Raw genomic sequence first — 24,084 nt, forward strand, 5'->3', positions numbered from 1 at the left:
GATGCGTCGCGGGGTCACAAGGCGGCATGCAGGACGCACCGCTGTTCTTTCCCGACTGGGCCGTGATCGGTCGGACGGTGATCCTCGGCCTTCTTTCCTACGTGGCCATCGTCGTCCTGCTGCGCCTCTCAGGCAAACGGACGTTGTCGAAGTTCAACATGTTCGACTTCGTCATCACCATCGCCTTCGGCTCCGTCCTGGCGTCGATGCTGACCTCGAAGTCCGTGACGCTCGGCCAGGGGGTCGTGGCCTTCGCGATGCTGATCGGCCTTCAGGCCTGCGTCACCTTCGCTTCGGTCCGCTCAAGCCGGTTCCAGGATGTCGTCAAGGCGACGCCCGCGATCCTCTACTACCGCGGTGCGTGGCGCGAGGACCTAATGAAGCGGGAACGCGTCACCAAGGAGGAGTTGGAGGCCAGCGTCCGGCAGAGCGGGAAAGGCGGGCTCGACCGGGTCGGGGCGCTGATCCTCGAGACCGACGGCACGATCAGCGTGATCGGCACGGAGGAGCTCGGCGACGAGCGGGCGCTGCCGCCTGGGGCGGGACGGTGATCGCCGCGTGCAGCGCGCCCGCATTCCCTAGCGACTCGTTAACCAGGCCCGCCTAAGCCGAAGGCCTATGCATGCTTCAACGAGTAGGCCCACCGCCGGGGGGACGTTCGACTTGCGGTTCATCTTGTTCCTGATCGTGCTCGCAGTGTTGATGCTGATCGTGCTCTACGTCATGGGGGATCGGCGCCAGCCGGCGCAGCGGATCATCGAGCAGGAGGTCGTCCTCCAGCCGAAGGAGGGGGAATGAAGGTTCTGGCGATCGCGCTCCTCTTCGGGGCGATGAACCCTTGGGCGCAGGTCGAGACGGGAGCGTTGGACGACAGCGCCTTCGCCACCGGCACGCTGACGGTCGATACGGGAGCCCTGCCCGAGACGCTGTGGCAGGGCGCGGACGCCGAGACCGTCGGCGCGCTCCTCGACGCGTTGCCGAGCGGTTACGCGGAGCCTGCCTATCTCGACCTCGCGCGGCGGGTCCTCCTGTCTCCCGGCGAGGGACCGGAAGGCGCGGACGACGCGCTCGCCGGGCGCAAGCTGCTCGCGGCCGCCCGGCTCGGCTTCACCCGAGAGGCGGCGAACCTCGCGGAGCTCAGCCCCTCCTTGCGCGGCGCACCCGCGCTGTCGCAGGTCATGGCCGAAGCGGCGATGCTGAGCGGCGACCTGACGACCGCCTGCGCGCGCGGCGCGGCGCTCCAGCGCGGCCGGTCCGATCCGTTCTTCTTGAAGCTGCGCTTCCTCTGCTACGTCGCCAACGGCGAGAGCGCGGCGGCGGACCTGACCCTCGGTCTGCTGCGCGATCAAGGCGCGTTGACGCCCGGCGACGAGCGCATCTTCAACACGCTCCAGGCGGGCGGGTCCTTGGGGGCCAGCGTCTCGCCGGAGGATGCGGTCCAGTACGCCGCCGTCCGCCTTCTCGGTGCCGAGGTCACGCCCGGCGCCGTGCCCGAGCTTCCCGGCGGTGTCCTCGCCGCGGTCGCGCGGGACGGCACGGCGGCGGCCGAGCTGCGCGTCGCCGCGCTGGAACGCGCCCTCGCCCTGGACCTGATCGATGCCGACGAGGGCCGCCGCCTCGCCCAAGACCTCGGCGTGGCGGAGGTCGGTGCGGCCTTGGCGGCTAAAGCGGGCACGCCGGAGCAGGCGGCCCGCCTCGCCGCGGCGCTGGAGGCCGCGCCGGACTGGACGAGCTTCAAGGCGCGCACGCGCCTCCTCGCCGAGGTGCTTCGCACCGCCGATCCGGACGCGGTCGCGCCCGACCGCCGCGCGCTGCCGGCCCTCGCCGCCTTGGTCGGCGGCCGCCGCGAGGCCGCGAGCCGCTGGGCGGTCGGCATGCGGACGCTCGGCGACCGGCCCGAGACCCAGGATCTCACCGCGCTGAGCCGGGCGGCTGCGAACGCCGACCTCCAGCTTCTGCCGCTGAGCGACCGGACCGCCGTCGCGGGTGTCGATGCGGCCGGCCTCGTCCCCCTGGCCCTCGCCGCCGCGCGCTCGCGCTCGCCGGGCGCCGCCGCGCTCGCCGCGCTGACGGGGCTCGGCGTCACTGCCGAGGGTGAAGCGAAGGCGGTCGCCGAGGGCGTCGTCGCCGAGATGATGAGCCAGTCGGGCGAGGCGCCTTCGACCGCCCGCAGGCTTGCCTACGATGCAGGCGGCGCACGCCTGTTCGCCGAGTTTCGGGGACAGGCCCCCGCCGCGCCGGAGACGGCCGAGGGCGAGCCTGTGCCGAGCTTGAAGCCTACGAACTGAGGCACGCGATGACGCCGCGCGAGGCGGGCCTCGTCGAGGGCTTCTGCGAGATGATGCTGGTCGAACGCGGGGCGGGAGAGCGCACCGTGCGCAATTACGGCCGCGACCTCAGGCGCTTCGCCGATTGGATGCGACCGCGAAAGGTGACCCTCGACGAGGCGGGGCGCGAAGAGGTCGCAGGCTACCTCGCCCACCTTCACGAGACGGGGCGCAGCGCCGCGACCGCCTCCTTGTGCCTCTCGGCCCTGCGCCAATTCTACGCCTTCCTGCGTGAGGACGGCGTGCGCAAGGACGACCCGACCCTGACCGTCGACCGGCCGAAGACGCGCCGTCCCCTGCCCAAGATCCTGTCGGCCGAAGAGGTCGGCGCGCTCCTCGACTTCGCGGCCGAAGAGGCGGGTGAGAGCGCGGAGGACGCGCGCTTCTACGCCCTGATCGCGCTCCTCTATGCGACGGGCCTTCGCGTCTCTGAGCTCGTCTCGCTGCCGCTCTCCGCGGTCCGCCGGGGCGAGCCATGGCTGCGGGTCGTCGGGAAGGGCGACAAGGAGCGGCTCGTGCCGCTGACCGACGAAGCGGTCCGCGCGGTCGAGGCCTACGTCGCGGCAGGACGGGACAAGCACGCCAAGGCGCAAAGCCCCTACCTCTTTCCCGGCCCCGGCAAGGCCGGCCACCTGACCCCGGCCCGCTTCGCGCAGCTCTTGAAGTCGGCCGCGCCGAAGGCGGGGATCGCTTCGGAGCGGATCAGCCCCCACGTGCTTCGCCACGCCTTCGCGACCCATCTCCTCGAAGGAGGCGCGGACCTTCGCGCGGTGCAGCAGCTGCTGGGGCACGCGGACATCACGACGACGCAGATCTATACCCATGTGACCCGCGAACGCCTGGCCAAGGTGCTGAAGGAGAAACATCCACTGAGCGCCTCCTAAAAGGCGCGGCGCCGGGTTTCTTACAGGCGCCGGTGTTCTGCCCGGCCGTCCCATGCCCTACGGTGCGCCGAACCCGGCTTCGGAGCGCCCCTTGACCACGACTTCCTCGAACCCCCGTACAGTTTCCGACACCGACGCCTTCTGGCTGCGCGAGGCCGAGCGCCTCGACTGGACGAAGGCGCCGACGAGCGCGTCGGACGTATCCTGGGACGCCTCGGACCTTCACATCCGGTGGTTCGCGGACGGCGCGCTCAACGCCTCGGTCCAGTGCCTCGACCGGCATCTCGAGACGCGCGGCGACAAGACCGCGATCCTCTGGGTGGGCGACGAACCAGGCGTGGCGAAGGCGATCACCTACGCCGAGGCGCATGAGGAGGTCTGCCGTATGGCAAGCGTCCTCAAGGCGCGCGGGGTGACGAGAGGCGACCGCGTCATCCTCTACATGCCCATGGTGCCCGAGGCAGCCTACGCCATGCTCGCCTGCGCGCGGCTCGGCGCGGTTCACTCGGTCGTCTTCGGCGGCTTCTCTCCCGAGGCGCTGGCGAGCCGGATCGAGGACTGCGGCGCGACGGCCGTCGTCACCGCGGATGAGGGGCGGCGGGGCGGCAAGGCGATCGTCCTGAAGAAGAACGTGGATGCGGCCCTCACGCGCAACGACGCCGGCCGGGCGGTACACACCGTCCTGACCGTGAAGGTCACGGGCGGCGAGGCCGCGATGCAGGCGGGCCGCGACGTCTGGTGGCACGAGGAGAAGGCGGAGGCGTCGTCCGATTGTCCGGCCGAGGCGGTGGATGCGGAGGATCCGCTCTTCATCCTCTACACGTCGGGCTCGACCGGGAAGCCGAAGGGCGTGCTGCACACGACCGGCGGCTACATGGTCTACGCATCTTACACGCACGAGAAGGTCTTCGACCTCAAGGAGGACGACGTCTACTGGTGCGCCGCCGATGTGGGCTGGATCACCGGGCACTCCTACATCGTCTACGGACCGCTCGCCAACGGCGCGACGACCCTCATGTACGAGGGCGTGCCGACCTGGCCGGATGCGAGCCGGATGTGGAAGATCGTCGAAGAGCACGGCGTCACGCTCCTCTACACCGCGCCGACCGCCATTCGCGCGCTGATGCGCGAGGGCGACGCGCCGGTGGAGAAGCACGATCGATCGAGCCTCCGCGTGCTCGGGTCGGTCGGCGAACCGATCAACCCCGAAGCCTGGCGCTGGTACCACGACGTGGTGGGCGAGGGGCGCTGTACCGTGGTCGACACCTGGTGGCAGACCGAGACGGGGGGCATCTTGATCAGCCCTCTGCCCGGCGACCCTATGACGAAGCCCGGCGCCGCGACGAAGCCGATGCCAGGGATCGAACCGGCGCTGGTCGACGCGGACGGCAAGGTCCTGGAAGGCGAAGCGGAAGGGAACCTCGTCCTCACCCGCTCATGGCCCGGACAGATGCGGACGGTGTGGGGAGATCATGAGCGCTTCGTTCAGACCTACTTCACGACCTATCCGGGCACGTACTTCACCGGGGACGGCGCGCGGCGCGATGCGGATGGGGATTACTGGATCACGGGGCGTGTGGACGACGTCCTCAACATCTCCGGCCACCGCATGGGTACGGCCGAGGTCGAGAGCGCGCTCGTCGCGCACGATGCGGTCGCGGAGGCCGCCGTGGTCGGCTTCCCGCACGACCTTAAGGGCCAGGGCCTCTGGTGCTACGTCATCCTGCGCGCTGGGCTCGAGCCGAGCGCTGAGATCGAGAAGGCGCTGCGCGATCAGGTCCGTACCGAGATCGGTCCCGTCGCGACGCCGGACGTGATCCAGATCGCGCCTGGCCTGCCCAAGACCCGCTCGGGCAAGATCATGCGCCGTATCCTGCGCAAGATCGCCGAGGGCGCGCCGGACCAGCTCGGCGACACCTCGACCCTCGCCGAGCCGGAAGTCGTCGACCAACTCGTCGAAGGGGCGGCGCGCCACCGGCAAGGGTGAGGCGGGGGAGGCCGGTCCCTAGGGACCGGCCTCGGCGCTTCAGTGCGCGTGGGCGGCGCCGGCACCGCTCGGTACGCGAATGCGCTCGACCAGTGCGACGGTCTCCTCCGGCACCGCCTTGGTGAAGCGGCTGACCCCGAAGGCGACGGCGAAATTGAGGGCCATGCCGACGGCGCCAATGCCTTCGGGGCTTATCCCGAAGAGCCAGTCCTCCTCGCTGCCGCCGCCGAACCAGCCGAAGCGGAACCGCCCGATGTAGAGGACGGTGAAGATCAGCCCCGAGAGCATGCCGAAGATCGCGCCTTCCTTGTTCACGCGTCGGGAGAAGATCCCCATGACGATGGCAGGGAAGAGCGAACAGGCGGCAAGGCCGAAGGCGAGCGCGACGACCTGCGCCACGAAGCCCGGCGGGTTGATGCCGAAGTAGCCCGCCACGAGAACGGCGAACACCGCCGCGCCCCTGGCCGCCATGAGCTCGTTCTTCTCCGTCAGGTCGGGCTTGAACGTCTTCTTGAGAAGGTCGTGGCTGACGCTCGTGGAGATGACGAGGAGCAGTCCCGCTGCCGTCGATAGCGCCGCGGCGATGCCGCCCGCCGCGACCAGGGCGATGACCCATGCGGGCAGGTTCGCGATCTCGGGGTTGGCGAGCACCATGATGTCCCGGTCCACGTAGATCTCGTTGGCGCCCCCTGTCGGTGCGTTCGACAGGAGGCGTTCGCCCGATGCGCCTATCTCGCCCGTGAAGCTCGGCGCGCCTTCGAACGGCGCGCCGACCGCGTACTGCACGCGGCCGTCGCCGTTCTTGTCCTGCCACCCGATGAGGCCGATCCCCTCCCAGGATTTCACCCAGTCCGGCGTATCTTCTGCGTAGGAAGTCTCGTTGACCGTCTCGACGAAGTTCAGGCGGGCAAGGGCGCCGACCGCCGGGGCGGTCGTGTAGAGGAGCGCGATGAAGACGAGCGCCCAACCCGCGGATTTGCGGGCGTCCGACACCTTCGGGACCGTGAAGAAGCGGACGATCACGTGCGGCAGGCCCGCCGTGCCGACCATGAGCGCGAGGGTGATCGCGAACATGTCGATCGTCGCCTTCGACCCCTCCGTATAGGGCGCGAATCCCAAATCGACGAGGGTCGAATCGAGGCGCTGCAGCACGGTCTGTCCCGTGTCGCCGGCCTCCGCGCCGAGCGCGAACTGCGGCAACGGGTTGCCGGTGACGAGGAGCGAGATGAAGACCGCCGGTACGAGGTAGGCGAAGATCAGCACGCAGTACTGCGCGACCTGGGTGTAGGTGATGCCCTTCATCCCGCCCAGGACGGCGTAGAAGAAGACGACGGTCATGCCGATCACGACGCCCGTGTTGATGGGCACGTCGAGGAAGCGCGAGAAGACGACGCCGACGCCCCGCATCTGCCCCGCCACGTAGGTGAAGCTGATGACGATGAGGCAGAGGACGGCGACGACCCGCGCGGCCTTGGAGTAGTAGCGCTCACCGAGGAAGTCCGGGACGGTGAACTGGCCGAACTTGCGAAGGTAGGGCGCGAGGAGGAGGGCGAGGAGGACGTAGCCGCCGGTCCAGCCCATCAGGAAGACCGAGCCGTCATAGCCTGCGAAGGCGATGATTCCCGCCATGGAGATGAAGGAGGCGGCGGACATCCAGTCCGCGGCCGTCGCCATGCCGTTGGCGACCGGATGGACGCCCCCGCCCGCGACGTAGAACTCCTTGGTCGAGCCTGCCCGGCTCCAGATCGCGATGCCGATGTAGAGGGCGAAGGAAAGGCCGACGAAGATGTAGGTCAGGATCTCAGCGCTCATGCCGCGTCCTCGTCGGAGACGCCGTAGCGACGCTCGATCTTCCCGATGCGCCATGCGTAGATGAAGATCAGCGCGACGAAGACGTAGGTCGATCCTTGCTGGGCGAACCAGAAGCCCAAGGGAACGCCGAAGAAGGAAACCGCATCGAGCGGTCCGCGCAGGAGGATGCCGAAGCCGAAGCTGACCACGAACCAGACGACGAGGAGGAGGCCGAGGAGGCGCAGGTTCTCCTGCCAGTAGGTGCGTTTGGGCGCAGGCGGCGGCGTTGCCGCCCGGCCGGGCGGTGTGTCGGTCTTGCTCAAGGCGTTCTCCCTTATTCTTATGATTCGCCTGGGAGCTTACGACAGAGAGGGCCTAGGGCCAGACGTCATTCCCACGGCGTGCCTGACCCCGCGCCAAGCGGAGGGTCAGAAGCGCGTCTTGTCGATGGCCGCCGCCGCCCGATCGGGCACGGAGAGGCTTCCGAAAGTACGGAAGCGGGTCACGTTCTGGAGCCGGAACGCTTCGCCTTGCGGCACGCGGAGGCGGAAGAAGTCGGCGCCGTCGACGTCCTTGAGCCAGAAGGCCGGGCGAGGGTCGGCGTTCTGGACAGCGACCTCGACGTTCGACATCTCGACGTTCTTCGCGTCGCGGATGAAGAAACCCGTCGCGGGCAGGTCGCCGAACATGTTGGGCTCGGGGTAGCCGAGCTCTTCGAGCGGGGGCATGCGGTCTGCGAGCGCTTCGGGCGCGCCGCCCGTCTGTTCGAGGTAGCAGTCCGCGATCTTGACGTCTTCGACGGGGTGGCCCGGGATGCCTGCGATGATCGAGGGAAGGGCCATGGCGCTGCCCGAGCTCGTCACGTTGCTGATCAGGATACGGCGGAACTTGGCGATCGTGGCATCTTTGGGCCCGCGCATCCTGCGGCCGAGGCGCAGGAAGAAGGGCGAGGAGTAGTTGCCGCGCATGGCGCAGTTCGAGATCGTGACGTCTTCGAGGTCGCCGCCGTCCACGGTCTCGAGCGCGAAGCCCTGGCTCTCCTCGAAGACGCAGTTGGTGATGGTGACGTTCTTGTAGCCGCCATTGCTCTCCGTGCCGAACTTGATCCGTCCGTGGACCTGCGGCGCGAAGGAAGCGGGCATACGCTTCCAGGTACCATCGAGCGCGGAGCCTATCTCGTAGTTGCCGGTGACGTAGCAGCCGGTGATCGTGACGTTCTCGCAGGGCCGCGCGTAGCCGAGCGCGTAGGACGACTTGAGGCAGATGCCGTCGTCCCAGGGCGAGTTGACGGTGCAGTCCGTGACCCGAACGTTGCGGCAGGCGTCGATGTCGAAGCCGTCGCGGGTGGTGTCGACCAGCAGGTTCTGAATGGTGAGGTTGTCTACGCCCGTCGCGAGGAGGGCGAACCAGCCGCCCCTGTAGACGCGGAAGTCGCGCAGGAGGACGTTGCGGCACTCCTTCAAGGCGATGGCCTTGTTGCCGGTTCCGTCATGGTGCGGATCGTCCATATAGCCGTAGGAGCCGTCGCCGCGGGAGAGGTTCGTCCCGTCGATGAGCCCGGGGCCGGTGATCGCCACGTCGTGTAGGCCTTCGCCCCAGATCAGCGAGTTCTGGAAGTGGCTATGGCCGAAGTCCTGATAGCCCTGAATTGCGGGGTCGATCGGCTCTGGATGATCGTATCCCCTGCCGCCCGGCTCGGGGTTCGGCGCCGCTAGGAGGACGGCGCCGTCCGACAGGTGCAAGGTGACGTTGCTCTTGAGACGGACCGTGTAGCAGGCGTAGCGCCCGGCGGGGAAGACGACGGTGCCGCCGCCCATGGACGCGCAGTGGTCGATGGCCTTGTTCACCGCCTCCGTGTCGATCGTCCGTCCATCGCCCGTCGCGCCGAAGCGGCGGACGTCGACGGATGCGGTGGGCGCTTCGTTTCCTTGCGCCCGCGCGGGCTGCGTAAGGCTCGCTACGGGGAGTCCGAGGCTGCCCGCGAGCAGCATGGCGCGTCTGTCGATCATGATTTTCCCTCTACCCTTGAAGCTTGTTGCCGAGGCCGATCACGGCCGTCGAGGCGACGAGGAGGCCAATGCCGATCCAGACGATCGTCTTGGTCCGGCGGCTCGACGTCTTCCATTCGCCAAGGCCGAAGCCCCATAGCGTCGAGAAGATGATGATGGACGCCATGTGGAGCGTCCAGGACGAGAAGCCGAAGCTGCCCATCTGGCTCTCGCCCATCGTGTAGAAGAAGAACTGTAGGTACCAGAGCAGGCCCGCCAGCGAGCAAAGGGCATAGTTGAGAGCGAGCGGGGCGTCTCGCGGCGGCGCCTCGGCCGCGTCCGCACCGAGCGCGACGGCGGGGCGCCTGCGGCCGAACCACTGGCCCGCCGAGCCGTTCTTCGCGATCAGGATCGCGCACCACACGAAGTTGGTTGTGAAGCCGCCTAGGAGCACGACGCAGAGGACCGGCAGACCCTGCCAGAGCACGCCCGTGCCGGCGGCGAGGGAGGCTTGACGGATCGGCTCGCCTGCGGCGAGGCCGAAGGCGAAGCAGCTCGACATGATGCCGGAGAAGACCGCGACGAGGAGGCCTTTACGGAAGTCGAACTCGGCGACGCCCTGGGTCCGCAGCTCGGGCGAGAGCTCGCGCTCCTTCGCCCGCCCAGCCGCAGCGACGACGCCGATGCCGATCAGGGTGAGGAGGATGCCCAGGAGGACGACCAGGCCGCCGGTCGATGAAAGCAGCGTCTCGGCGAACTCGCCTGCGAAGATCGGGGGGACGAGCGTGCCGAAGGCGGTCGTGAAGCCGAGCGCGATCGCCATGCCGAGCGAGACGCCGAGGTAGCGGAGCGAGAGGCCGAAGGTGAGACCACCGAAGCCCCACAGCCCGCCGAAGAGGTAGCACCAGAAGAGCGTTCCGGGCGAAGTGCGGGCGAGGACGCCGAGCGTGTCTTCGGACCCGATGGACGCGAAGAGCCACGGCGCGATCAGCCAGCTGACGACGCCGCCGGTCAGCCAGAAGACCTCCCAGGACCAAAGGCGCACGCCCTTGTAGGGGACGTAGAAACTGGCCGAGGCGAGGCCGCCCAGCCAGTGGAAGATCAACCCGAGGAACGGATTGGGGACCATGATGCTTCCTCCGATGGGCGCTCCGCGCCTCTGTTCTGGACCAGGATGGACCTGTCTATCTTGTCGATGCTCGTCGCGCCCGTCAGCGCCATGGCGACGCCCATCTCGGCTTCTATGAGCTTCAGGACGTGCGCGACGCCCGCCTCGCCGCCGCCGCCGGCGAGCGCGTAAGCCCAGGCGCGGCCGAGAAGGACGCCGCTTGCACCGAGCGCCAGCATACGCACGACGTCGAGGCCCGAGCGGATGCCGCCGTCCGCGAGGACGGTCAGGCGATCACGGACGGCGTCGGCGATCGGCGGCAGCGCTTCGGCCGTGGAGGGGACGCCGTCGAGCTGGCGTCCGCCATGGTTCGAGACGACGATGCCCTCCGCACCGAGCTCGGCCGCCTTGATGGCATCGTCCGGGTCGAGGATGCCCTTGATGATGAGGGGGCCGTCCCAAATCGAGCGCACGAAGTCCAAATCGTCCCAGGTGACGGTCGGGTCGAAGTTGTTCCGCATCCAAGCGAAGAAGTCCTCGAGCCCCGTCGACTTTCCGAGGACGGGCGCGACGTTGCCGAGCTGATGCGGCCGTCCGTGCACGCCAACGTCCCACGCCCAGCCGGGGTGGCGCATCGCCTGCCACATTCGCCGAAGCTGGCCTGTCCGGTCGGCGCTGCCCGCAAGCCCTGACCGGTAGTCGCGGTAGCGGGACCCCGGCACCGGCATGTCCACGGTGAAGACGAGGGCGTCGCAACCGTGATCCTTGGCGAGCTGGAGAAGGTCGCGCATGAAGCCGCGGTCGCGGATCACGTAGAGCTGGAACCAGAGGGGCGCGGAGCTTGCCGCTGCGACCTCCTCGAGCGGGCATGCGGAGACGGTGGAGAGGCAGAAGGGCACGCCCGCCGCCGCCGCCGCGCGCGCCGCCTGGACCTCGCCGCGTCGCGCGTTCATGCCGGCAAGGCCGATGGGCGCGAGCGCGAGGGGGAGGGCGCAGCGGCGACCGAAGAGGGTGGCCGAAGTGTCGACCTTCGAGACGTCGTTGAGGACGCGTTGGCGTAGCGCGACGCGCTCCAGGTCCTCGATGTTCCGCCGCAGCGTCACCTCGGCGTAGGAGCCGCCGTCGATATATTCGAACAGAAAGGGCGGCAGGCGGCGCTTGGCGAGCGCGCGGTAGTCGAGGGCGGAGGCGGCTTTCACAGATCCAGCCCCAGCCGGTAGACGCGGTTCGCGTTCCGGCCCCAGACGTCGCGCTTCTCGTCGTCCGACAGGTCAGAAAGGATCGACGCGTAGGCGGAGAGGCAGCGGTCGAAGCTGCCGTGCAGCTTGTCGGTCGGCACGTCGCTCGCGGCGAGAAGGCGCTTCGGCCCGAAGAGGTCGAGAAGGCGAAGGATCAACGGGCGGATGCTGTCCTCCGTCCAGTCGTGATCGGTAATGCCGAAGCCGGAGAGCTTGACCGAGACGTGCGGCAGGGGGGCGAGCGCGATCATCGCTTCTTGCCAGGCGTCACGCTCGTCCGCGAACGCCATGCCGGCATGGTTGAGGACGATGAAGACGTCGTCGTGTTCGGCGAGGAAGGGCGCCAGGCCGCCGAGCTGGTGCGGGTAGATCTGCAGGTCGAAGCTCAGCCCGTGCTCGGCCAGGGCCGCGAACCCTCGGCGCCAGTCTTCCGACTGCGTCAGGTCGAACGGCTGATAGGTCCGGTTCGGGTCGGGATGATGATTGACGATCTGCCGGATGCCGCGGACGCGGGGACGGTCGGCTTGCGCCGCCAACTTCTCTCTCACGTCCCGCTGTTCGAGCGCGGCGAAGGCGACGATGCCTGTGGGCAGGCCTGCCTCGTCACCCAAGGTTTCGAGCCAGTCGGTCTCGGCGAGTGATTGCGAAGCGTCCGCCCCGGCATCGACGTGAACCGCACCCGCGAGGGTCCATCCCTGCGCGTCGGCGCGGTACTCGCCGGGGCCGTAGTCATGCGCGATGGCCTCGACATTGCCGTTGACCCCTTCATCCGTGAAGGGCGGTGTCAGCCACGCATAGGACAGATGCGAGAGGTCCCAAAAGTGGACGTGAGCGTCGACGAAGGGAATGTCTCTCACCGCACCCACCGTCCTCAGAACGTCGTCCGGCCGCCGGAGGTATCGAAGGCGGCGCCCGTGGTGAAGGAGCACTCCTCCGACGCCATGAAGCAGGCCATCGCCGCGCTCTCCTCGACGCGGCCGAGGCGGCCCATCGGGATCTTGGAGCGCATGTAGTCGACCTGGCTTTGCGGCAGCTGATCCAAGATCGGGCTGTCGAAGGTCGCTGGCGTGATGCAGTTCACGATCACGCCCTTGCCCGCATACTCCTTGCCGAGCGACTTCGTCAGGCCGATCACGCCCGCCTTGGAGGCGGAGTAGGCCGAGGCGTTGGGGTTGCCCTCCTTGCCGGCGACCGAGGCGACGTTGACGATCCGTCCGTACTCTCCCTGAAGCATGAAGGGCAGAATGGCGCGGCAGCAAAGGAAGGTGCCGTCGAGGTTGATCGCCATGACGCGGCGCCAGCTGTCGACGGGGAACTCGTGGACCGGGGCGGTGGCGCCCGTGATCCCGGCACTGTTGACGAGGATGTCGATGCGGCCAAGCGTTTCGGATGCGTCCTTCGCCGCGCGCTCGACGGCGTCGGCATCCGAGACGTCGAGCGCGGCGGTCGCCGTCGCGCCGGACGACCGCGCCGCCTCTTCGAGAGCGTCAGCGTTCAGGTCCCACAGGACGGCCTTGCCGCCCTCTGCGACGATGCGGGCGGCGACGGCGAGGCCAAGGCCGGAACCCGCCCCCGTGACGACAGCGGTGCGGCCCGCGAAGCGTCCTTCGAACATCACGCGCCTCGCTCGTTGCGCGGCCGCCAGGAGGCGACCCGTTGCTGCTGCTCGCCGAGGCCTTCGATACCGAGGCGCATGACGTCACCCTCCTTGAGGAAGATCTTGTCCGGCTTCTGCCCCTCGCCGACACCCGGCGGGGTGCCGGTGATGACGAGATCTCCCGGCATCAAAGTGACGAAGCGACTGATATAGGCGAGCGACTCGGCGACGGAGAAGATCATCGTTCGTGTGCTGCCGTCCTGCATCCGGTCGCCGTTGAGCTCGAGCCACATGGAGAGGTCTTGCGGATCGGGGACTTCGTCCTTCGTGACGAGCCAGGGGCCGGTCGGACAGAAGGTGTCGTGGCCCTTGCCCTTGGACCACTGGCTGCCGCGTTCCTTCTGGTCGAAGCGCTCGGAGACGTCATTGGCGACGACGTAGCCCGCGACGTGATCGAGTGCGTCGGCCTCGTCGACGTAGGACATCTCGCGGCCGATCACGACGCCAAGCTCGACCTCCCAATCGGCGTGCGCCGAGTCCTTCGGCAGGACGACGTCGTCGAAGGGGCCGCTGAGGCTCGACACCGCCTTCATGAAGGTGATGACCTCCTCGGGTACGGGCAAGCCCGCCTCCTTCGCGTGGTCGGCGTAGTTGAGGCCGACGGCGACGATCTTGCTGGTCCCCATGAAGGGCACGCCGAGGCGCACGCCGTCCGGCGCGGGGGGCAGGGCAGCGGGGTCGAGGTTTGACAGCTGCGACAGGCCAGCGGGCGAGAGGACGGCCGGGTCGATGTCGGCGACGATGCCGGTCAGGTCACGGACGGTCCCCGCACCGTCGACGAGTCCCGGCTTCTCTCTTCCCGGCGGGCCGAAACGGCAGAGCTTCATGAGTGTTCCTCGATCATCGGGCGTAGGGCCTCGCCATGGCGAGGTCGCGGTTGAGCTCGACGCCGAAGCCCGGCTTGTCGAGCTCGGCGATCTTCAAGCGGCCATCCTTCGGGACGGGTTCGCCGATCAGCTGCGGTGAGAACATGGGCACCACCTCGTCCGCCTTGGGTGCCATCATGAGGTACTCGGCGAAGGGGCTGTTGTGACGTGTCGCGACGAAGTGATAGCTGTAAACGGACGATCCGTGCGGGATGACGAGCTTTCCGTGCGCATCGGCGAGGGCGGATATCTTCAGAAGTTCGGTCAGACCGCCGCACCACCCGACGTCGGGTTGGATGATGTCGCAGCACTCCATCTCGAGGAGCATGCGGAAGCCCCAGCGGGTCGCCTCGTGCTCGCCGGTCGTCACGAGCATGCCCTTCGGCACGTCGCGCTTCAGCTGCGCGTAGCCCCAGTAATCGTCGGGGCTCAGCGCCTCTTCGATCCATTTGAGGCCGTGCTCATGCGCGGCGTGCGCGAGCCTCGTCGCGTAGTCCAGGTCGAGCGCCATCCAGCAGTCGAGCATCAGCCAGAAGTCCGGGCCCACCCGAGCGCGCATCTCACCAATGGCATCCACCGCCTCGCGAAGACCTTCGTTTCCTTCGGCCGGCGCGTGGCGCAGCGGCATCTTGCCGCCGATGAAGCCCATCTCCTTGGCGAGGTCGGGCCGCGCGCCCGTGGCGTAGAACTGCAGCTCGTTGCGGACGGCGCCGCCGATCATCGCATGCACGGGCTCTTCGCGCAGGCGGCCAAGGAGGTCCCAGATCGCCAGGTCCACACCCGAGATCGCGTTCACGACGAGGCCTTTCCGGCCGTAATACTGGGTCGAGAAGTACATCTGGTCCCAGATCTTCTCGACCTCGCGTGGATCGCGTCCCTCGACGAAGCGGGCGAGGTGACGCTCGACGATGAAGGCGGCCGGCTCGCCGCCAGTCGTCACCGCGAAGCCGATCGTGCCGTCCTCGGCCTCGACCTCGACGACGAGCGTACCGAGCACGTTGATGCCGAAGCTCTGGCGGCTGTCGCGATAGTCCGGGTAGCGAGACATCGGCGTCGCGATGCGGTCGTCGATCCAGTGACCGCCGCCCTGGTCGTGGTAGTCGGCACCGCCGCCCCTCAGGACGAAAGCACGGACTTCGCGGACCTTCGGATGCGCCATCGCGCTGGCTCCCTCGACGCCGGGTCTGTCGCCCGAACTTTTACAATATGAAACTTATGTCTAGATAACGGCCAAAGGCCCGTCAACGAGATCGGGCGGTAGGGTTAGGGAGAAACGCAGGTGTTGCTCGAAGGGAAGAGGGCGCTGGTCACCGGCGCTTCGGCCGGCATTGGCCAGGCGATCGCGATCGGCATGGCGGGGGCGGGTGCGGACGTCGCCTTCAACTACGATCGGGGCGAAGAGGGGGCCGCGGCGACCATCGCGGGCATCGAAGCGGCCGGGCGAAGAGCCCTCGCCGTCAGAAGCGACGTGGCCGACCCGGACGCGGCGCCCGCCTTCGTCGGGGCCGCGCAGGAAGCCTTCGGCGGCGTCGACGTCTTCGTCTCGAACGCAGGCATCTGTCCGTTCCACGGCTTTCTCGACATGCCGCGGGAGACGCTCGAGCGGACGATGCGGGTGAATCTTCACGGCGCGTACTACATGGTCCAGGCGGCCGCGCGGCGGATGGTCGAGCAGGGCGGGGGCGGATCGATCATCGCGGTGAGTTCGATCTCCGCCCTCGTCGGCGGAGAGTTCCAAACCCACTACACGCCGACCAAGGCGGGCGTCTTGTCGTTGATGCAGTCCGCAGCCGTGGCGCTTGGCAGGCACGGCATCCGCTGCAACGCGCTCCTGCCGGGCACGATCGCGACAGACATCAACAAGGACGATCTCGCCGACGAGGAGAAGCGGCGGTACATGGAGGGCCGGGTGCCCCTCGGCCGGCTTGGGCGGGCGGAGGATCTCGCCGGGCCCGCCGTCTTCCTCGCCTCCGACATGGCGGCCTACGTGACCGGCGCCTCGCTGCTGGTCGATGGGGGCATGTTCGTGAACCTGCAGTAATTGGAGCTTCCGTCCCACGTTGCGGGACGGCGCTCAGCGGCCTAGACCGACAGGCGGTCCGATATGGGGGGCGCATGCCCAAGCTCAAGCAGAACACGCCCAAGAACAGCACGCGGGACGAGAAGGGCGTGGCCGGCGCGCAGACCCTGTTCCGCGGGCTCGATGTGATGGACCTCGTCCAAGACGGTCCGATGACGCTGAACGAGCTTTCGGAGCAGCTCGGCCTCACGCGGAGCACGGCCCACCGCTTGGCCACCGCACTGACCGAGCGGCGCTTCTTGTCCTTCAAGCCGCGCGAAGGCTACAGCCTGGGGCCGCGCATCTTGGAGCTTGGGCACTGCGCACGTCAGCAGGTGCAGCTCACCCGGACGGCACGCCCCTTCCTCGACGACCTCGCCAGGGCGACCTCGGACATCGTCCACCTCGGCGTCCTTTTCCAAGACGAGGTCCTCTACCTCGACAAGATTCCGGGGCGTCGCCGCATCCTGATCAGCTCCCATGTCGGCGAGCGGCAGCCGGTCGCGACGACCGGGCTCGGCAAGGCACTGATCCTCGACGAGACGGAGGAACGCTGGCGGCAACTCTTCCGCCTGAACGCGTACAAGCCGTCGAGCAGCCTGCCGGTCTGGCTCGACAGGATGCGGGCCTACGTCGCGGGCGGCTACGCGCTCGACCTAGAGGAGAATGAGGACCGCGTACGCTGCGTGTCAGCCCCGATCCGCGACGTCGAGGGGAGCATCGTCGCCGCCGTCAGCGTGTCGAGTGCGGCGCAGTACATGGACGACGAGCGCATGGGGGAACTCATTCCCCTCGTCAAAGAGACGACCTACGCGATCAGCCGGGAGCTCGGCTGGCGGCCGACCCCCGAAGAGATGCCTTCGAGCGCTTGAGCGTCCTTCAGAAGGCCGTCACGCGCTCGCCGTTCACGAACACCTCTTCGAGGCTGAGCCCCTCCGCATACGCAAGGATGCTCGGCTCAGTCACCCCGCTGAACGTACAGTCGCGCAGGGCGACGTCGGTGATGGGCGCACCGCGCAGACCCTGGACGTCGAGGACGCGGACGGCCTGGGCTACATGCATCCGCTCGACCCTGAGACGCCGCAGGACCGGAACGAAGGGGCCGTCCGCCCCCTCCTCGTAGTTGAAGTCGCAGGTGATCGCAGCGCGCCCCACCCGGCCGACATCGACATCGCGAACGTACACGTCCTCGACGACCCCGCCTCGCATCGCATTGTTCTTGAACCGCAGCGCGTACCAAAGGTCGGGACTGTCCATGCGGCAGTCTTCGACGAAGACGTGGTGGGCGCCGCCCGAGATCTCGCTGCCGATCACGACGCCCCCGTGGCCCGCCCTCATCACGCAGCGCCGGATCAGAATGTCGCTCGCAGGGACCGCGACGCGCCGTCCATCCGCGTTGCGCCCCGACTTGATCGCGATGCAGTCGTCCCCCGTATCGAAGCGACAGCCTTCGATCAGCGTTCCGCTTACGGATTCCGGGTTGCAGCCGTCATTGTTCGGACCGTGCCCGGTGACGGTGACGTTCCGGACGGTGACGTTCTCGCAGAGGACCGGATGCAGGTTCCAGCACGGCGCGTCCTTCAAGGTGACGCCTTCGATCAGGACGTTCCGGCAGCCGTAGAACTCGATGAAGCTCGGGCGGAGGTAGTGGCCGGGGCCGAAGACCCGCTCGCGGACGGGAACGTCCTCTTCCGCCATTCCGAAGAGGCGCAAGCGGTCTGCGGACTGGCTCGGTTCACCTTCGGACCAGCCGTAACGCTCCGCGCCGCACCAGGGCCACCACGCGTCGTTGCCCGCCTGACCGTCGAGCAGGCCCTTTCCGGTCACTGCGACGTTCGTCGCGCCGTAGGCATAGATCAGCGGCGAGTAGTTGTAGCACTCGACGCCCTCATAGCGTGTCAGGACGAGCGGGTAGTGAGCGGGGTCGATGCTGAAGAGGAGGTGCGCGCCCTCCTCCAGATGCAGCTCGACGTTCGAGCGCAGGTGGATCGCGCCCGTCAGGTAGCGGCCGGGCGGCACGAGGACCCGCCCGCCTCCGCTCGCGGAACAAGCTTCGACCGCGCGGGCGAACGCCTCCGTATCCAACGTCTCACCGTCCGCCGCCGCGCCGTGCGTCGTGACGGTGAAGGTCCGGGATGGAAATGCGGGCGGGACGATGGCCGCCTCGATCCTCCGAGCACCGGACCAAGGATCGTCCGGCAGGGCCAGCGCGGTGCGAGGTAGAAAAAGCCCCCCGCCGACGACGGCGCCGAGCCGAAGGAGGTCACGTCGGGAGGGGGAGTTCACTACGGTTTCGACCTCGTAAGAAGGGCAGGGCGGCCATTTCGGACCGCGCTGCCTTTCCATGATGCGTCTAGAACCGATGGTTCAGACTGACGAAGAAGACCCGTCCCTGCACGTCGTAGGTCGCCGGGATCGTGTTCGAGCCGGGCAGCTGCGAGGAGCCGAGCACGGGCGGGTCCTTGTCGAGCATGTTCCGGACGCCGACCGTCAATCGCGTGTTGTCCGAGACTTCGTAGCCGCCGGTCAGATCGAGGTAGACGTAAGGGTCGATCTTCGGGTTCGTCAGCGTGGCGAGGTCTGGCGGCGTCTCGCCGCGTTCCCGCGGGACGACGACGGAGTCGATCGTCACGCCGTCGAGGTAGCGGGCCCTGAGCGACAAGAGCGCCGGTCCGGTCGTCCAGGTGAGGCGCGTCGTCCCCTTGAACTCGGGCAGCGGTTGTCCGCAGGTGCCGCCCCAGGCGCCGACGCAGGAGTTCTGGATCTCCGGCAGCTCTTGGATGGGTGTAACGACGAACTCGTCCGTCCAGGTCCACGAAGAGTCGAACTGCCAGCGGCTGCCGTCGTCGAACAGGCCCCACTCGGTGTCGAAGCCGTAGCGGAGCATGGCGTCGATGCCCTTGGTCTTGATGCCGCCGATGTTCGCATTGGTCGTGAAGACGTAGCGCGGCGGGGCGATCTCGCCGGACAGAGGATCGCGGTTGATCGCCTGGCAGTAAACGCTGCCCGCGTCCTGAAGCGTGTTGTAGCACAGGTCGAGGACGTTCTGGATGCCGCCGCCGCCGAGCGGCGCGATGGCGTCCTCGAGGTCGATGTCGAAGTAGTCGACGCTGAGGACGAGGCCGTCAATGGCGCTCGGCTCCAGGATGAGGCCGAGGGTTACCGTGTCGGACTCCTCCGCGCTGAGATCGGGGTTGCCGCCGCGCACTTGGTTCAAGAAGGGCGAGGGCTGGACCCCCGCGGTGAAGACGCGGTCCGCCGGCACGCCGGTGGCGATGCAGAGCGCCCGTAGGGTCTCTGTCTGCTGATCGGCCGAGACGCGCGCCGAGCATGGGTCGGTCGCGAGCGGACCGTCCGTTCCCTGCCCACCGAAGAGCTCTCCGACATTGGGCGCGCGGATGGCGTGCTGGAATTGGCCGCGGAAGGACAGATCGTCGTTCAGCGCCCACTCGGCACCGGCCGAGTAGGTCCACACGCTGCCGACGCCTTCGAGGTTGTAGTCGGAGTAGCGGAAGGCGCCGTTGACGTTGAGGCGCTGAACCCAGGGCATGTCGGCCAGGATCGGCACCCGGACCTCGCCGAAGAGTTCCTTGACGCTCTGATCGCCGCTCGTCGCCTCCGCCGCGTTCCAGCCCGATACGTCGCCGGAGCTCAGATAGGCATCGGGCGTGTAGGACGCCTCGGCACGGCGCCATTCGAAGCCCGCCGCGAAGTCGACTGGGCCTGCGGGCATGTCGAACGCGACGCCGGTCAGGGTGCCGACGATCACTTCCTGCTCCGCCTCGATCTTGGAGACCGAGGTCAAGCCGATCAGGTCCGCCGCCTCGGCCGAGATGTTCTGCCCGAAGAAGTTCAAGAGCGGGGGCTGGTCTCCGCTCGACAAGATCGCGTTCTGGATGCGGCTGAGCGAGACCGAGCCGATCTGAACGTCCGTCTCGCTGGTCGTCGCGTAGGTGTAGTAGACGTCGTAGGCGAGGTCGCGGAGGAAGGAGTCCGACGCGTCGCCGATGTCGCCCCGCACGCCGACCGCCGTCCGGAACGCCGAGCGGTCCGACGTCGCGAAGCGGGTCGGCAGGTCGCTGAAGCGCCGGTTGTAGTTGATGATGGCGAGGCCGTCGTTCGGCGTGGTTGTCAGCGACAGGAGGCCCCTCGTGATCTCCGTCGTTCCCTCCTCGCGCGCGTCGAGCAGGCCGAAGAGGTTCTGCAGGTCCGGGCTGAGGTAAGGATTGTCCGTCTCGATGAGGAAGTTGCCCGTTGCGTTCGTCGGCGCGATCTGGACCTCTGCCTTGTTGTTGCTGAAGTGCAGCTCGAGGTAGCCCGTGGCGTGATCGTTGAAGTCGTAGTGACCGAAGGCGTTGCCCATCCACCGCGTTTGCGGCGTCACTAGGAAGGTGTTCGGGCCCAAGTCATAGCGGTCGGCATCGGTGAAGGGCCGCACGCTCGTGCCGCCCTCGTCGAAGACCGCCCCCAGGCCGGCCGCGTTCTGAAGGCCCAGCGCGGTCAGCGCGGCGTCGATCTCGGTATCCGTGCCGAAGGCGGGAATGTTACCGATTCGGCCGTTGGGGACGGCGCTCGACCCCCCTGTGACGAGGCCCGGGCGGCCTCCGGCGCTTAGACAGGTCTCTCCGGCCGGCACGGCGAGGGGCACGCCCGCGCGCTCGTCGCTGTACGACGCCGCCGTCACGCAGCCGTCCGAGTAGGACGGTACGGCGAAGTCGCCGCGGTCGGCGTTGGTGAAGCCGCCCCGGTCGAGGTAGCTCAGCGAGGCGGTCAGGTTGCCGCGGCCCCCGTCGAAGTTGCCGCCCATGGTGAGGTCGGCGCTGTAGGTCTCGGTGCTGGTCGGGCTGTCGATCGTGAACTGACCGTTCAGCTCCACGCCCTCGAAGTCGTCCCGCAGCACGAAGTTGGTCACGCCCGTGATCGCGTCCGAGCCGTAGACGGCCGAAGAGCCGCCGGTGACGATCTCGGTCCGCTCGATGAGTGCGACGGGGATCGTGTTCACGTCGGTCGTCAGCGCCGGGCCGGAGATGGCGAATCGGCGCCCGTTGACGAGTACGAGGTTCCGGGTCGGCCCGAAGTTACGCAGGTTCAGCGTCGAGATGCCGACGGGCTGACCCGCCTGGACCGTGTTGGCTTTCGGCCCGTCCAACTGGTTCGCGCTGAACTGAGGCTGCTCGAACAGCAGGTTCTCGACGTTCTGTGTACCGGAGAGGGTGAAGTCTTCTTCCCCGACCACGCTGACCGGTGTCGGCGCGTCGACGCCGCGCGGGGCGAGGCGGGAGCCCGTGACGATGATCGTGTCCTCATTCGCCTCGCGCTGCGGCGCGGTCTGTGCGCCCGTTCCAGACGTCCCGTCCTGCGCCTGAGCGATCGAGACGAGCGATGTGCCCATCAGAACGCTTACCGTCCCGAGGAGCAGCGCCTTGTGGCGCGCTCGTCCGCCCTGGTTCTGTGGCCGATCTGTTCGTTTCATGCCCTCGTCCCTTCTCTCCGTGCGACGTGTCCTCAGGGGCCGGGGTTGAGACGGCCCGCTCATTGTCGGTCCTCGGTAGGCGGACGCACGGTTCATCGAACCGTCCCTGCCTCCAAGAAGAAGAACGCGAGCTCACCTGGTGGTTGAGTTCCCATTTCAGAGCGTCGCGTCTCCCACGCGCCTGGTCTGTGTCCGACCGGTACGCGATGATCGAATGGTTGCCCCCGCCCTACGAGGATGTAAAGCTGAATATCATTTGGTGGGCACCTATTCCGCAGTGTGAGCTAAATCGGCAACGTTCCGAGGGACACTCACACAGCGCAACGGGAACGGTGCACCGCCTCACGTTCGGAGCGCTCCATTTGGTGATCGCTTCACATTATGAGAGAGTAAGTCACACGGGTCCGTAGAGGCCCGGTGCGGGAGGGATGCGATGGAGTTCGAACGGCTGAGGCGCCGAAAGCGCGTTGGGTTGGCGATCGGCGGGGCCTTGACGACGCTCGTCGGCATATCGGCGGCACAGACGTCTCCGATCGACCGTGAGGCGCTCGTCGCCCGGCACGCCGTTACCCTCGAGCGAATCGATCCCCATGCGGCGGTCATGGTCGGGAACGGTAGCCTCGCACTGTCTTTGGACGTGACGGGCCTTCAAGGCCTTCGCGACGCTTACGCAGAGCACTCGCCGCTCCTGACCGAGGCGCAGTGGGCGTGGCACAGCTTTCCTAATCCGGAAGGCTACGCGCTGGATGACGCGATGAAGCCGATCGAGGTGGGGGGGCGGAGCTACGACTACCCCTACATCGAGGACTGGGCCGAGGCCGACGCCAACCCTGCCATCGGCTGGCTGCGCGAGAATCCCCACCGTTACTCCCTAGGCCGGTTGAGCTTTCGCCTGGCCGACGGCGCGGAGGGCGAAGGGCGGGCATTGTCCGAAGAAGACGTCGAGGACGCCCGGCAAACGCTCGATCTTTGGTCCGGGACGGCGACGAGCACGTTCGCGATCCAAGGCGAGCCTGTCGTCGTGTCGACCCGCGTTCACCCGGATGCGGACGTGGTGCTGGTCGAGATCTCCTCGCCCCTGATCGAAGCGCGGCAGCTCGGCATCGACCTCGCCTTTCCTTACGTCGCGAAGAACCTGAACCCGGACCCGGCCGATTGGTCGTCGCCCGACCGCCACACGACGAGGTTGGAGGAGGCGGACGGGCGGATACTGCTCGAACGGCGGCTCGATGCCGACGGCTACGCCGCGAGCTTGGTCACCGAGGGGGCAACGACACCGCGCCTCGCGGAGCCGCACCGCGTCGCCATACGGCCCAACGCCAAGACGGATACGCTGCGGATCGCACTGGCATTTGGCCCCGATGCAGCGGCCCTGCCCACTGTCGAGGACTTCGGTGAGATGGTGGCGGCGTCGGACGCGGCCTGGGCGGCGTTCTGGGAAGAGGGCGGCGCAGTCGACCTTTCCGGTACGGACGATCCGCGCGCGGCGGAACTCGAACGGCGGATCGTTCTGTCGCAGTACCTCACGCGCGTGAACGGCGGGACGAAGCTCATCCCCCAGGAGGAGGGGCTCTACTCGAACAGTTGGAACGGCAAGTTCCACCATGAGATGCACTGGTGGCACGCCGCGCACTTCGCGCTCTGGGGCCGCGAGGAACTCTTGGCGCCGAGTTTGGATTGGTACCGAGAGACGCTGCCCATGGCGCGGGAGCGGGCGGCGCATTACCGCCGCGAGGGCGCTTGGTGGCCGAAGATGACAGGCGACGACGCGCGGGAGAGCCCCAGCACGATCAATCCCTTCATCATGTGGCAGCAGCCGCACCCGATCGCCCTTGCAGAGCTTCTGTACAGAGCAAGCCCTTCCCGCTCCGTACTGGAGGAGAACGCCGAGGTCGTCTTCGCCACGGCGGACCTACTCGCTTCCTTCCTGACCGAGACGGAAGAAGGAGTCTTGCGTCTCGGCCCGCCGGTCATCCCCGTGCAGGAGAACTGGCCGGCCAAGACGACTTACGATCCTGCCTTCGAGCTTGCCTACTGGGCCTATGGGCTTCGCACCGCGCAGGTCTGGCGCGAGAGGATAGGAAGAGAGCCGGAGCCGTCATGGCAGGCGGCGCTCGACGGCCTGCCGCCTCTGCCGATGGCTGCTGGTCTGTACCTGCCCGTCGGCGGCGAGGAGAGCTTCTGGACCGACGTCGACAAGGACGCTTGCGCGAACGGCATCGGTACGACGGGCGGCGCGACGATGTCGGGCCCTGCGCCCGACCATGACTGCCACAACCGCGACCACCCCTCCTTCCTGATGGCGGTGGGAATGATCCCGGGAACGGATGTCGACGCGGAGGCGATGCGGCGGACGATGGATGCGACGGACCGTCTTTGGGACTTCCGTCAAACTTGGGGGTGGGACTTCCCCATGCTGGCGATGACGGCCGCGCGTCTCGGCGAGCCGGAGCGGGCGCTGAACTACCTGATGATGGACGCCGCCAACAACCAGTACGGCGTCACCGGCATGACGCCGCGCTACCATCTCGCCGAGACGGGATGGGTACGCGACGCCGACACCTACTTCCCCTCCAACGGCTCGCTTCTGGCGGCCGTGGCGCTGATGGCGGCGGGGTGGGATGGATCCGAAGGCGACGCGCCGGGCTTTCCCGAAGATTGGGTCGTCCGGCACGAAGGACTGAACCCCTTGCCATGAGGCAAGCC

The 24,084-nt window shown here is 67.8% G+C and carries 19 protein-coding genes; 8 read left to right on the plus strand and 11 right to left on the minus strand.

Annotated features, from left to right (window positions below):
- Positions 1 to 26 precede the first annotated feature (26 nt).
- The 5 genes from GGQ59_RS10400 (at position 27) to acs (ending at position 5,198) form a co-directional block, all read left to right on the plus strand.
- The gene (locus tag GGQ59_RS10400) at positions 27 to 551 is read left to right on the plus strand and encodes a DUF421 domain-containing protein (RefSeq protein WP_221400989.1); all 525 of its coding nucleotides are present in this window, start codon (positions 27 to 29) and stop codon (positions 549 to 551) included.
- A gap of 112 nt (positions 552 to 663) precedes the next feature.
- A complete protein-coding gene (locus GGQ59_RS15235; RefSeq protein ID WP_281373819.1) occupies positions 664 to 798 on the plus strand; it encodes a hypothetical protein in 135 nt (44 codons plus the stop codon).
- Positions 795 to 2,288, plus strand: a complete 1,494-nt coding sequence (locus GGQ59_RS10405) for a hypothetical protein (RefSeq protein WP_183818279.1) — start codon at positions 795 to 797, stop codon at positions 2,286 to 2,288. The genes GGQ59_RS15235 and GGQ59_RS10405 overlap by 4 nt, the downstream gene beginning before the upstream one ends.
- An 8-nt stretch (positions 2,289 to 2,296) precedes the next feature.
- On the plus strand, positions 2,297 to 3,211 hold the full coding sequence (locus tag GGQ59_RS10410; protein WP_183818281.1) for a site-specific tyrosine recombinase XerD: 915 nt from the start codon (positions 2,297 to 2,299) through the stop codon (positions 3,209 to 3,211).
- 52 nt (positions 3,212 to 3,263) lie between these two features.
- Positions 3,264 to 5,198, plus strand: a complete 1,935-nt coding sequence (acs, locus tag GGQ59_RS10415) for an acetate--CoA ligase (protein ID WP_183818283.1) — start codon at positions 3,264 to 3,266, stop codon at positions 5,196 to 5,198.
- Positions 5,199 to 5,237: 39 nt separating this feature from the next.
- Here acs and GGQ59_RS10420 read toward each other — a convergent pair whose 3' ends face one another.
- The 9 genes from GGQ59_RS10420 to rhmD all read right to left on the minus strand — a co-directional run bounded on the left by GGQ59_RS10420 (position 5,238) and on the right by rhmD (position 15,005).
- Positions 5,238 to 7,010, minus strand: coding sequence for a sodium:solute symporter family protein (locus GGQ59_RS10420; RefSeq protein ID WP_183818285.1), 1,773 nt, complete (start codon positions 7,008 to 7,010; stop codon positions 5,238 to 5,240).
- Entirely contained in the window at positions 7,007 to 7,312 is a 306-nt protein-coding gene (locus tag GGQ59_RS10425) for a DUF4212 domain-containing protein (RefSeq protein WP_183818287.1), read from the minus strand. Before GGQ59_RS10425 ends, GGQ59_RS10420 begins: the two co-directional genes overlap by 4 nt.
- Before the next feature lie 105 nt (positions 7,313 to 7,417).
- A complete protein-coding gene (locus GGQ59_RS10430) occupies positions 7,418 to 8,998 on the minus strand; it encodes a rhamnogalacturonidase (protein ID WP_183818289.1) in 1,581 nt (526 codons plus the stop codon).
- Between the two features lie 10 nt (positions 8,999 to 9,008).
- A complete protein-coding gene (rhaT, locus tag GGQ59_RS10435) occupies positions 9,009 to 10,106 on the minus strand; it encodes an L-rhamnose/proton symporter RhaT (protein ID WP_183818291.1) in 1,098 nt (365 codons plus the stop codon).
- The gene (gene lldD / locus GGQ59_RS10440; RefSeq protein ID WP_183818293.1) at positions 10,079 to 11,284 is read right to left on the minus strand and encodes an FMN-dependent L-lactate dehydrogenase LldD; all 1,206 of its coding nucleotides are present in this window, start codon (positions 11,282 to 11,284) and stop codon (positions 10,079 to 10,081) included. The genes rhaT and lldD overlap by 28 nt, the downstream gene beginning before the upstream one ends.
- A complete protein-coding gene (locus tag GGQ59_RS10445) occupies positions 11,281 to 12,180 on the minus strand; it encodes an amidohydrolase family protein (protein WP_183818295.1) in 900 nt (299 codons plus the stop codon). The genes lldD and GGQ59_RS10445 overlap by 4 nt, the downstream gene beginning before the upstream one ends.
- A 14-nt stretch (positions 12,181 to 12,194) precedes the next feature.
- Positions 12,195 to 12,938, minus strand: a complete 744-nt coding sequence (locus GGQ59_RS10450; RefSeq protein WP_183818297.1) for an SDR family NAD(P)-dependent oxidoreductase — start codon at positions 12,936 to 12,938, stop codon at positions 12,195 to 12,197.
- Positions 12,938 to 13,807 carry a 2,4-didehydro-3-deoxy-L-rhamnonate hydrolase gene (locus GGQ59_RS10455; RefSeq protein ID WP_183818299.1) on the minus strand — a complete coding sequence of 290 codons (870 nt, stop codon included), beginning with the start codon at positions 13,805 to 13,807 and terminating at the stop codon, positions 12,938 to 12,940. The genes GGQ59_RS10450 and GGQ59_RS10455 overlap by 1 nt, the downstream gene beginning before the upstream one ends.
- A 13-nt stretch (positions 13,808 to 13,820) precedes the next feature.
- Entirely contained in the window at positions 13,821 to 15,005 is a 1,185-nt protein-coding gene (gene rhmD, locus GGQ59_RS10460; RefSeq protein ID WP_183818301.1) for an L-rhamnonate dehydratase, read from the minus strand.
- Between the two features lie 120 nt (positions 15,006 to 15,125).
- On the opposite strand from rhmD, the gene lra1 reads away from it, so the two are divergent.
- Positions 15,126 to 15,887 carry an L-rhamnose 1-dehydrogenase Lra1 gene (gene lra1, locus GGQ59_RS10465; protein WP_183818303.1) on the plus strand — a complete coding sequence of 254 codons (762 nt, stop codon included), beginning with the start codon at positions 15,126 to 15,128 and terminating at the stop codon, positions 15,885 to 15,887.
- 74 nt (positions 15,888 to 15,961) lie between these two features.
- Complete coding sequence (locus GGQ59_RS10470) at positions 15,962 to 16,777, plus strand: IclR family transcriptional regulator (RefSeq protein ID WP_183818305.1); 816 nt, start codon at positions 15,962 to 15,964, stop codon at positions 16,775 to 16,777.
- Between the two features lie 7 nt (positions 16,778 to 16,784).
- Here the strand turns inward: GGQ59_RS10470 and GGQ59_RS15465 are convergent, their stop codons facing one another.
- Together GGQ59_RS15465 and GGQ59_RS10480 are read right to left on the minus strand one after the other, a co-directional pair.
- Positions 16,785 to 18,191 carry a glycosyl hydrolase family 28 protein gene (locus GGQ59_RS15465; RefSeq protein ID WP_221400990.1) on the minus strand — a complete coding sequence of 469 codons (1,407 nt, stop codon included), beginning with the start codon at positions 18,189 to 18,191 and terminating at the stop codon, positions 16,785 to 16,787.
- A 67-nt stretch (positions 18,192 to 18,258) separates the two neighbouring features.
- A complete protein-coding gene (locus GGQ59_RS10480) occupies positions 18,259 to 21,378 on the minus strand; it encodes a TonB-dependent receptor plug domain-containing protein (RefSeq protein WP_221400991.1) in 3,120 nt (1,039 codons plus the stop codon).
- Between the two features lie 490 nt (positions 21,379 to 21,868).
- Between GGQ59_RS10480 and GGQ59_RS10485 the strand changes: the two genes are divergently transcribed.
- Positions 21,869 to 24,076 carry a hypothetical protein gene (locus GGQ59_RS10485; protein ID WP_183818309.1) on the plus strand — a complete coding sequence of 736 codons (2,208 nt, stop codon included), beginning with the start codon at positions 21,869 to 21,871 and terminating at the stop codon, positions 24,074 to 24,076.
- Positions 24,077 to 24,084: the final 8 nt, after the last annotated feature.

Origin of the sequence: Parvularcula dongshanensis, assembly GCF_014199615.1 — a bacterium.
GTDB classification, from domain to species: Bacteria; Pseudomonadota; Alphaproteobacteria; order Caulobacterales; family Parvularculaceae; genus Parvularcula; species Parvularcula dongshanensis.

Coding starts and splice junctions, on each gene's coding strand:
- GGQ59_RS10400 (WP_221400989.1), top strand. CDS start 27: ATGCAGGACGCACCGCTGTTCTTTCCCGACTGGGCCGTGATCGGTCGG.
- GGQ59_RS10405 (WP_183818279.1), top strand. CDS start 795: ATGAAGGTTCTGGCGATCGCGCTCCTCTTCGGGGCGATGAACCCTTGG.
- GGQ59_RS10410 (WP_183818281.1), top strand. CDS start 2,297: ATGACGCCGCGCGAGGCGGGCCTCGTCGAGGGCTTCTGCGAGATGATG.
- acs (WP_183818283.1), top strand. CDS start 3,264: ATGCCCTACGGTGCGCCGAACCCGGCTTCGGAGCGCCCCTTGACCACG.
- GGQ59_RS10420 (WP_183818285.1), bottom strand. CDS start 7,010: ATGAGCGCTGAGATCCTGACCTACATCTTCGTCGGCCTTTCCTTCGCC.
- GGQ59_RS10430 (WP_183818289.1), bottom strand. CDS start 8,998: ATGATCGACAGACGCGCCATGCTGCTCGCGGGCAGCCTCGGACTCCCC.
- rhaT (WP_183818291.1), bottom strand. CDS start 10,106: ATGGTCCCCAATCCGTTCCTCGGGTTGATCTTCCACTGGCTGGGCGGC.
- GGQ59_RS10450 (WP_183818297.1), bottom strand. CDS start 12,938: ATGTTCGAAGGACGCTTCGCGGGCCGCACCGCTGTCGTCACGGGGGCG.
- GGQ59_RS10455 (WP_183818299.1), bottom strand. CDS start 13,807: ATGAAGCTCTGCCGTTTCGGCCCGCCGGGAAGAGAGAAGCCGGGACTC.
- rhmD (WP_183818301.1), bottom strand. CDS start 15,005: ATGGCGCATCCGAAGGTCCGCGAAGTCCGTGCTTTCGTCCTGAGGGGC.
- GGQ59_RS10470 (WP_183818305.1), top strand. CDS start 15,962: ATGCCCAAGCTCAAGCAGAACACGCCCAAGAACAGCACGCGGGACGAG.
- GGQ59_RS10480 (WP_221400991.1), bottom strand. CDS start 21,378: ATGAAACGAACAGATCGGCCACAGAACCAGGGCGGACGAGCGCGCCAC.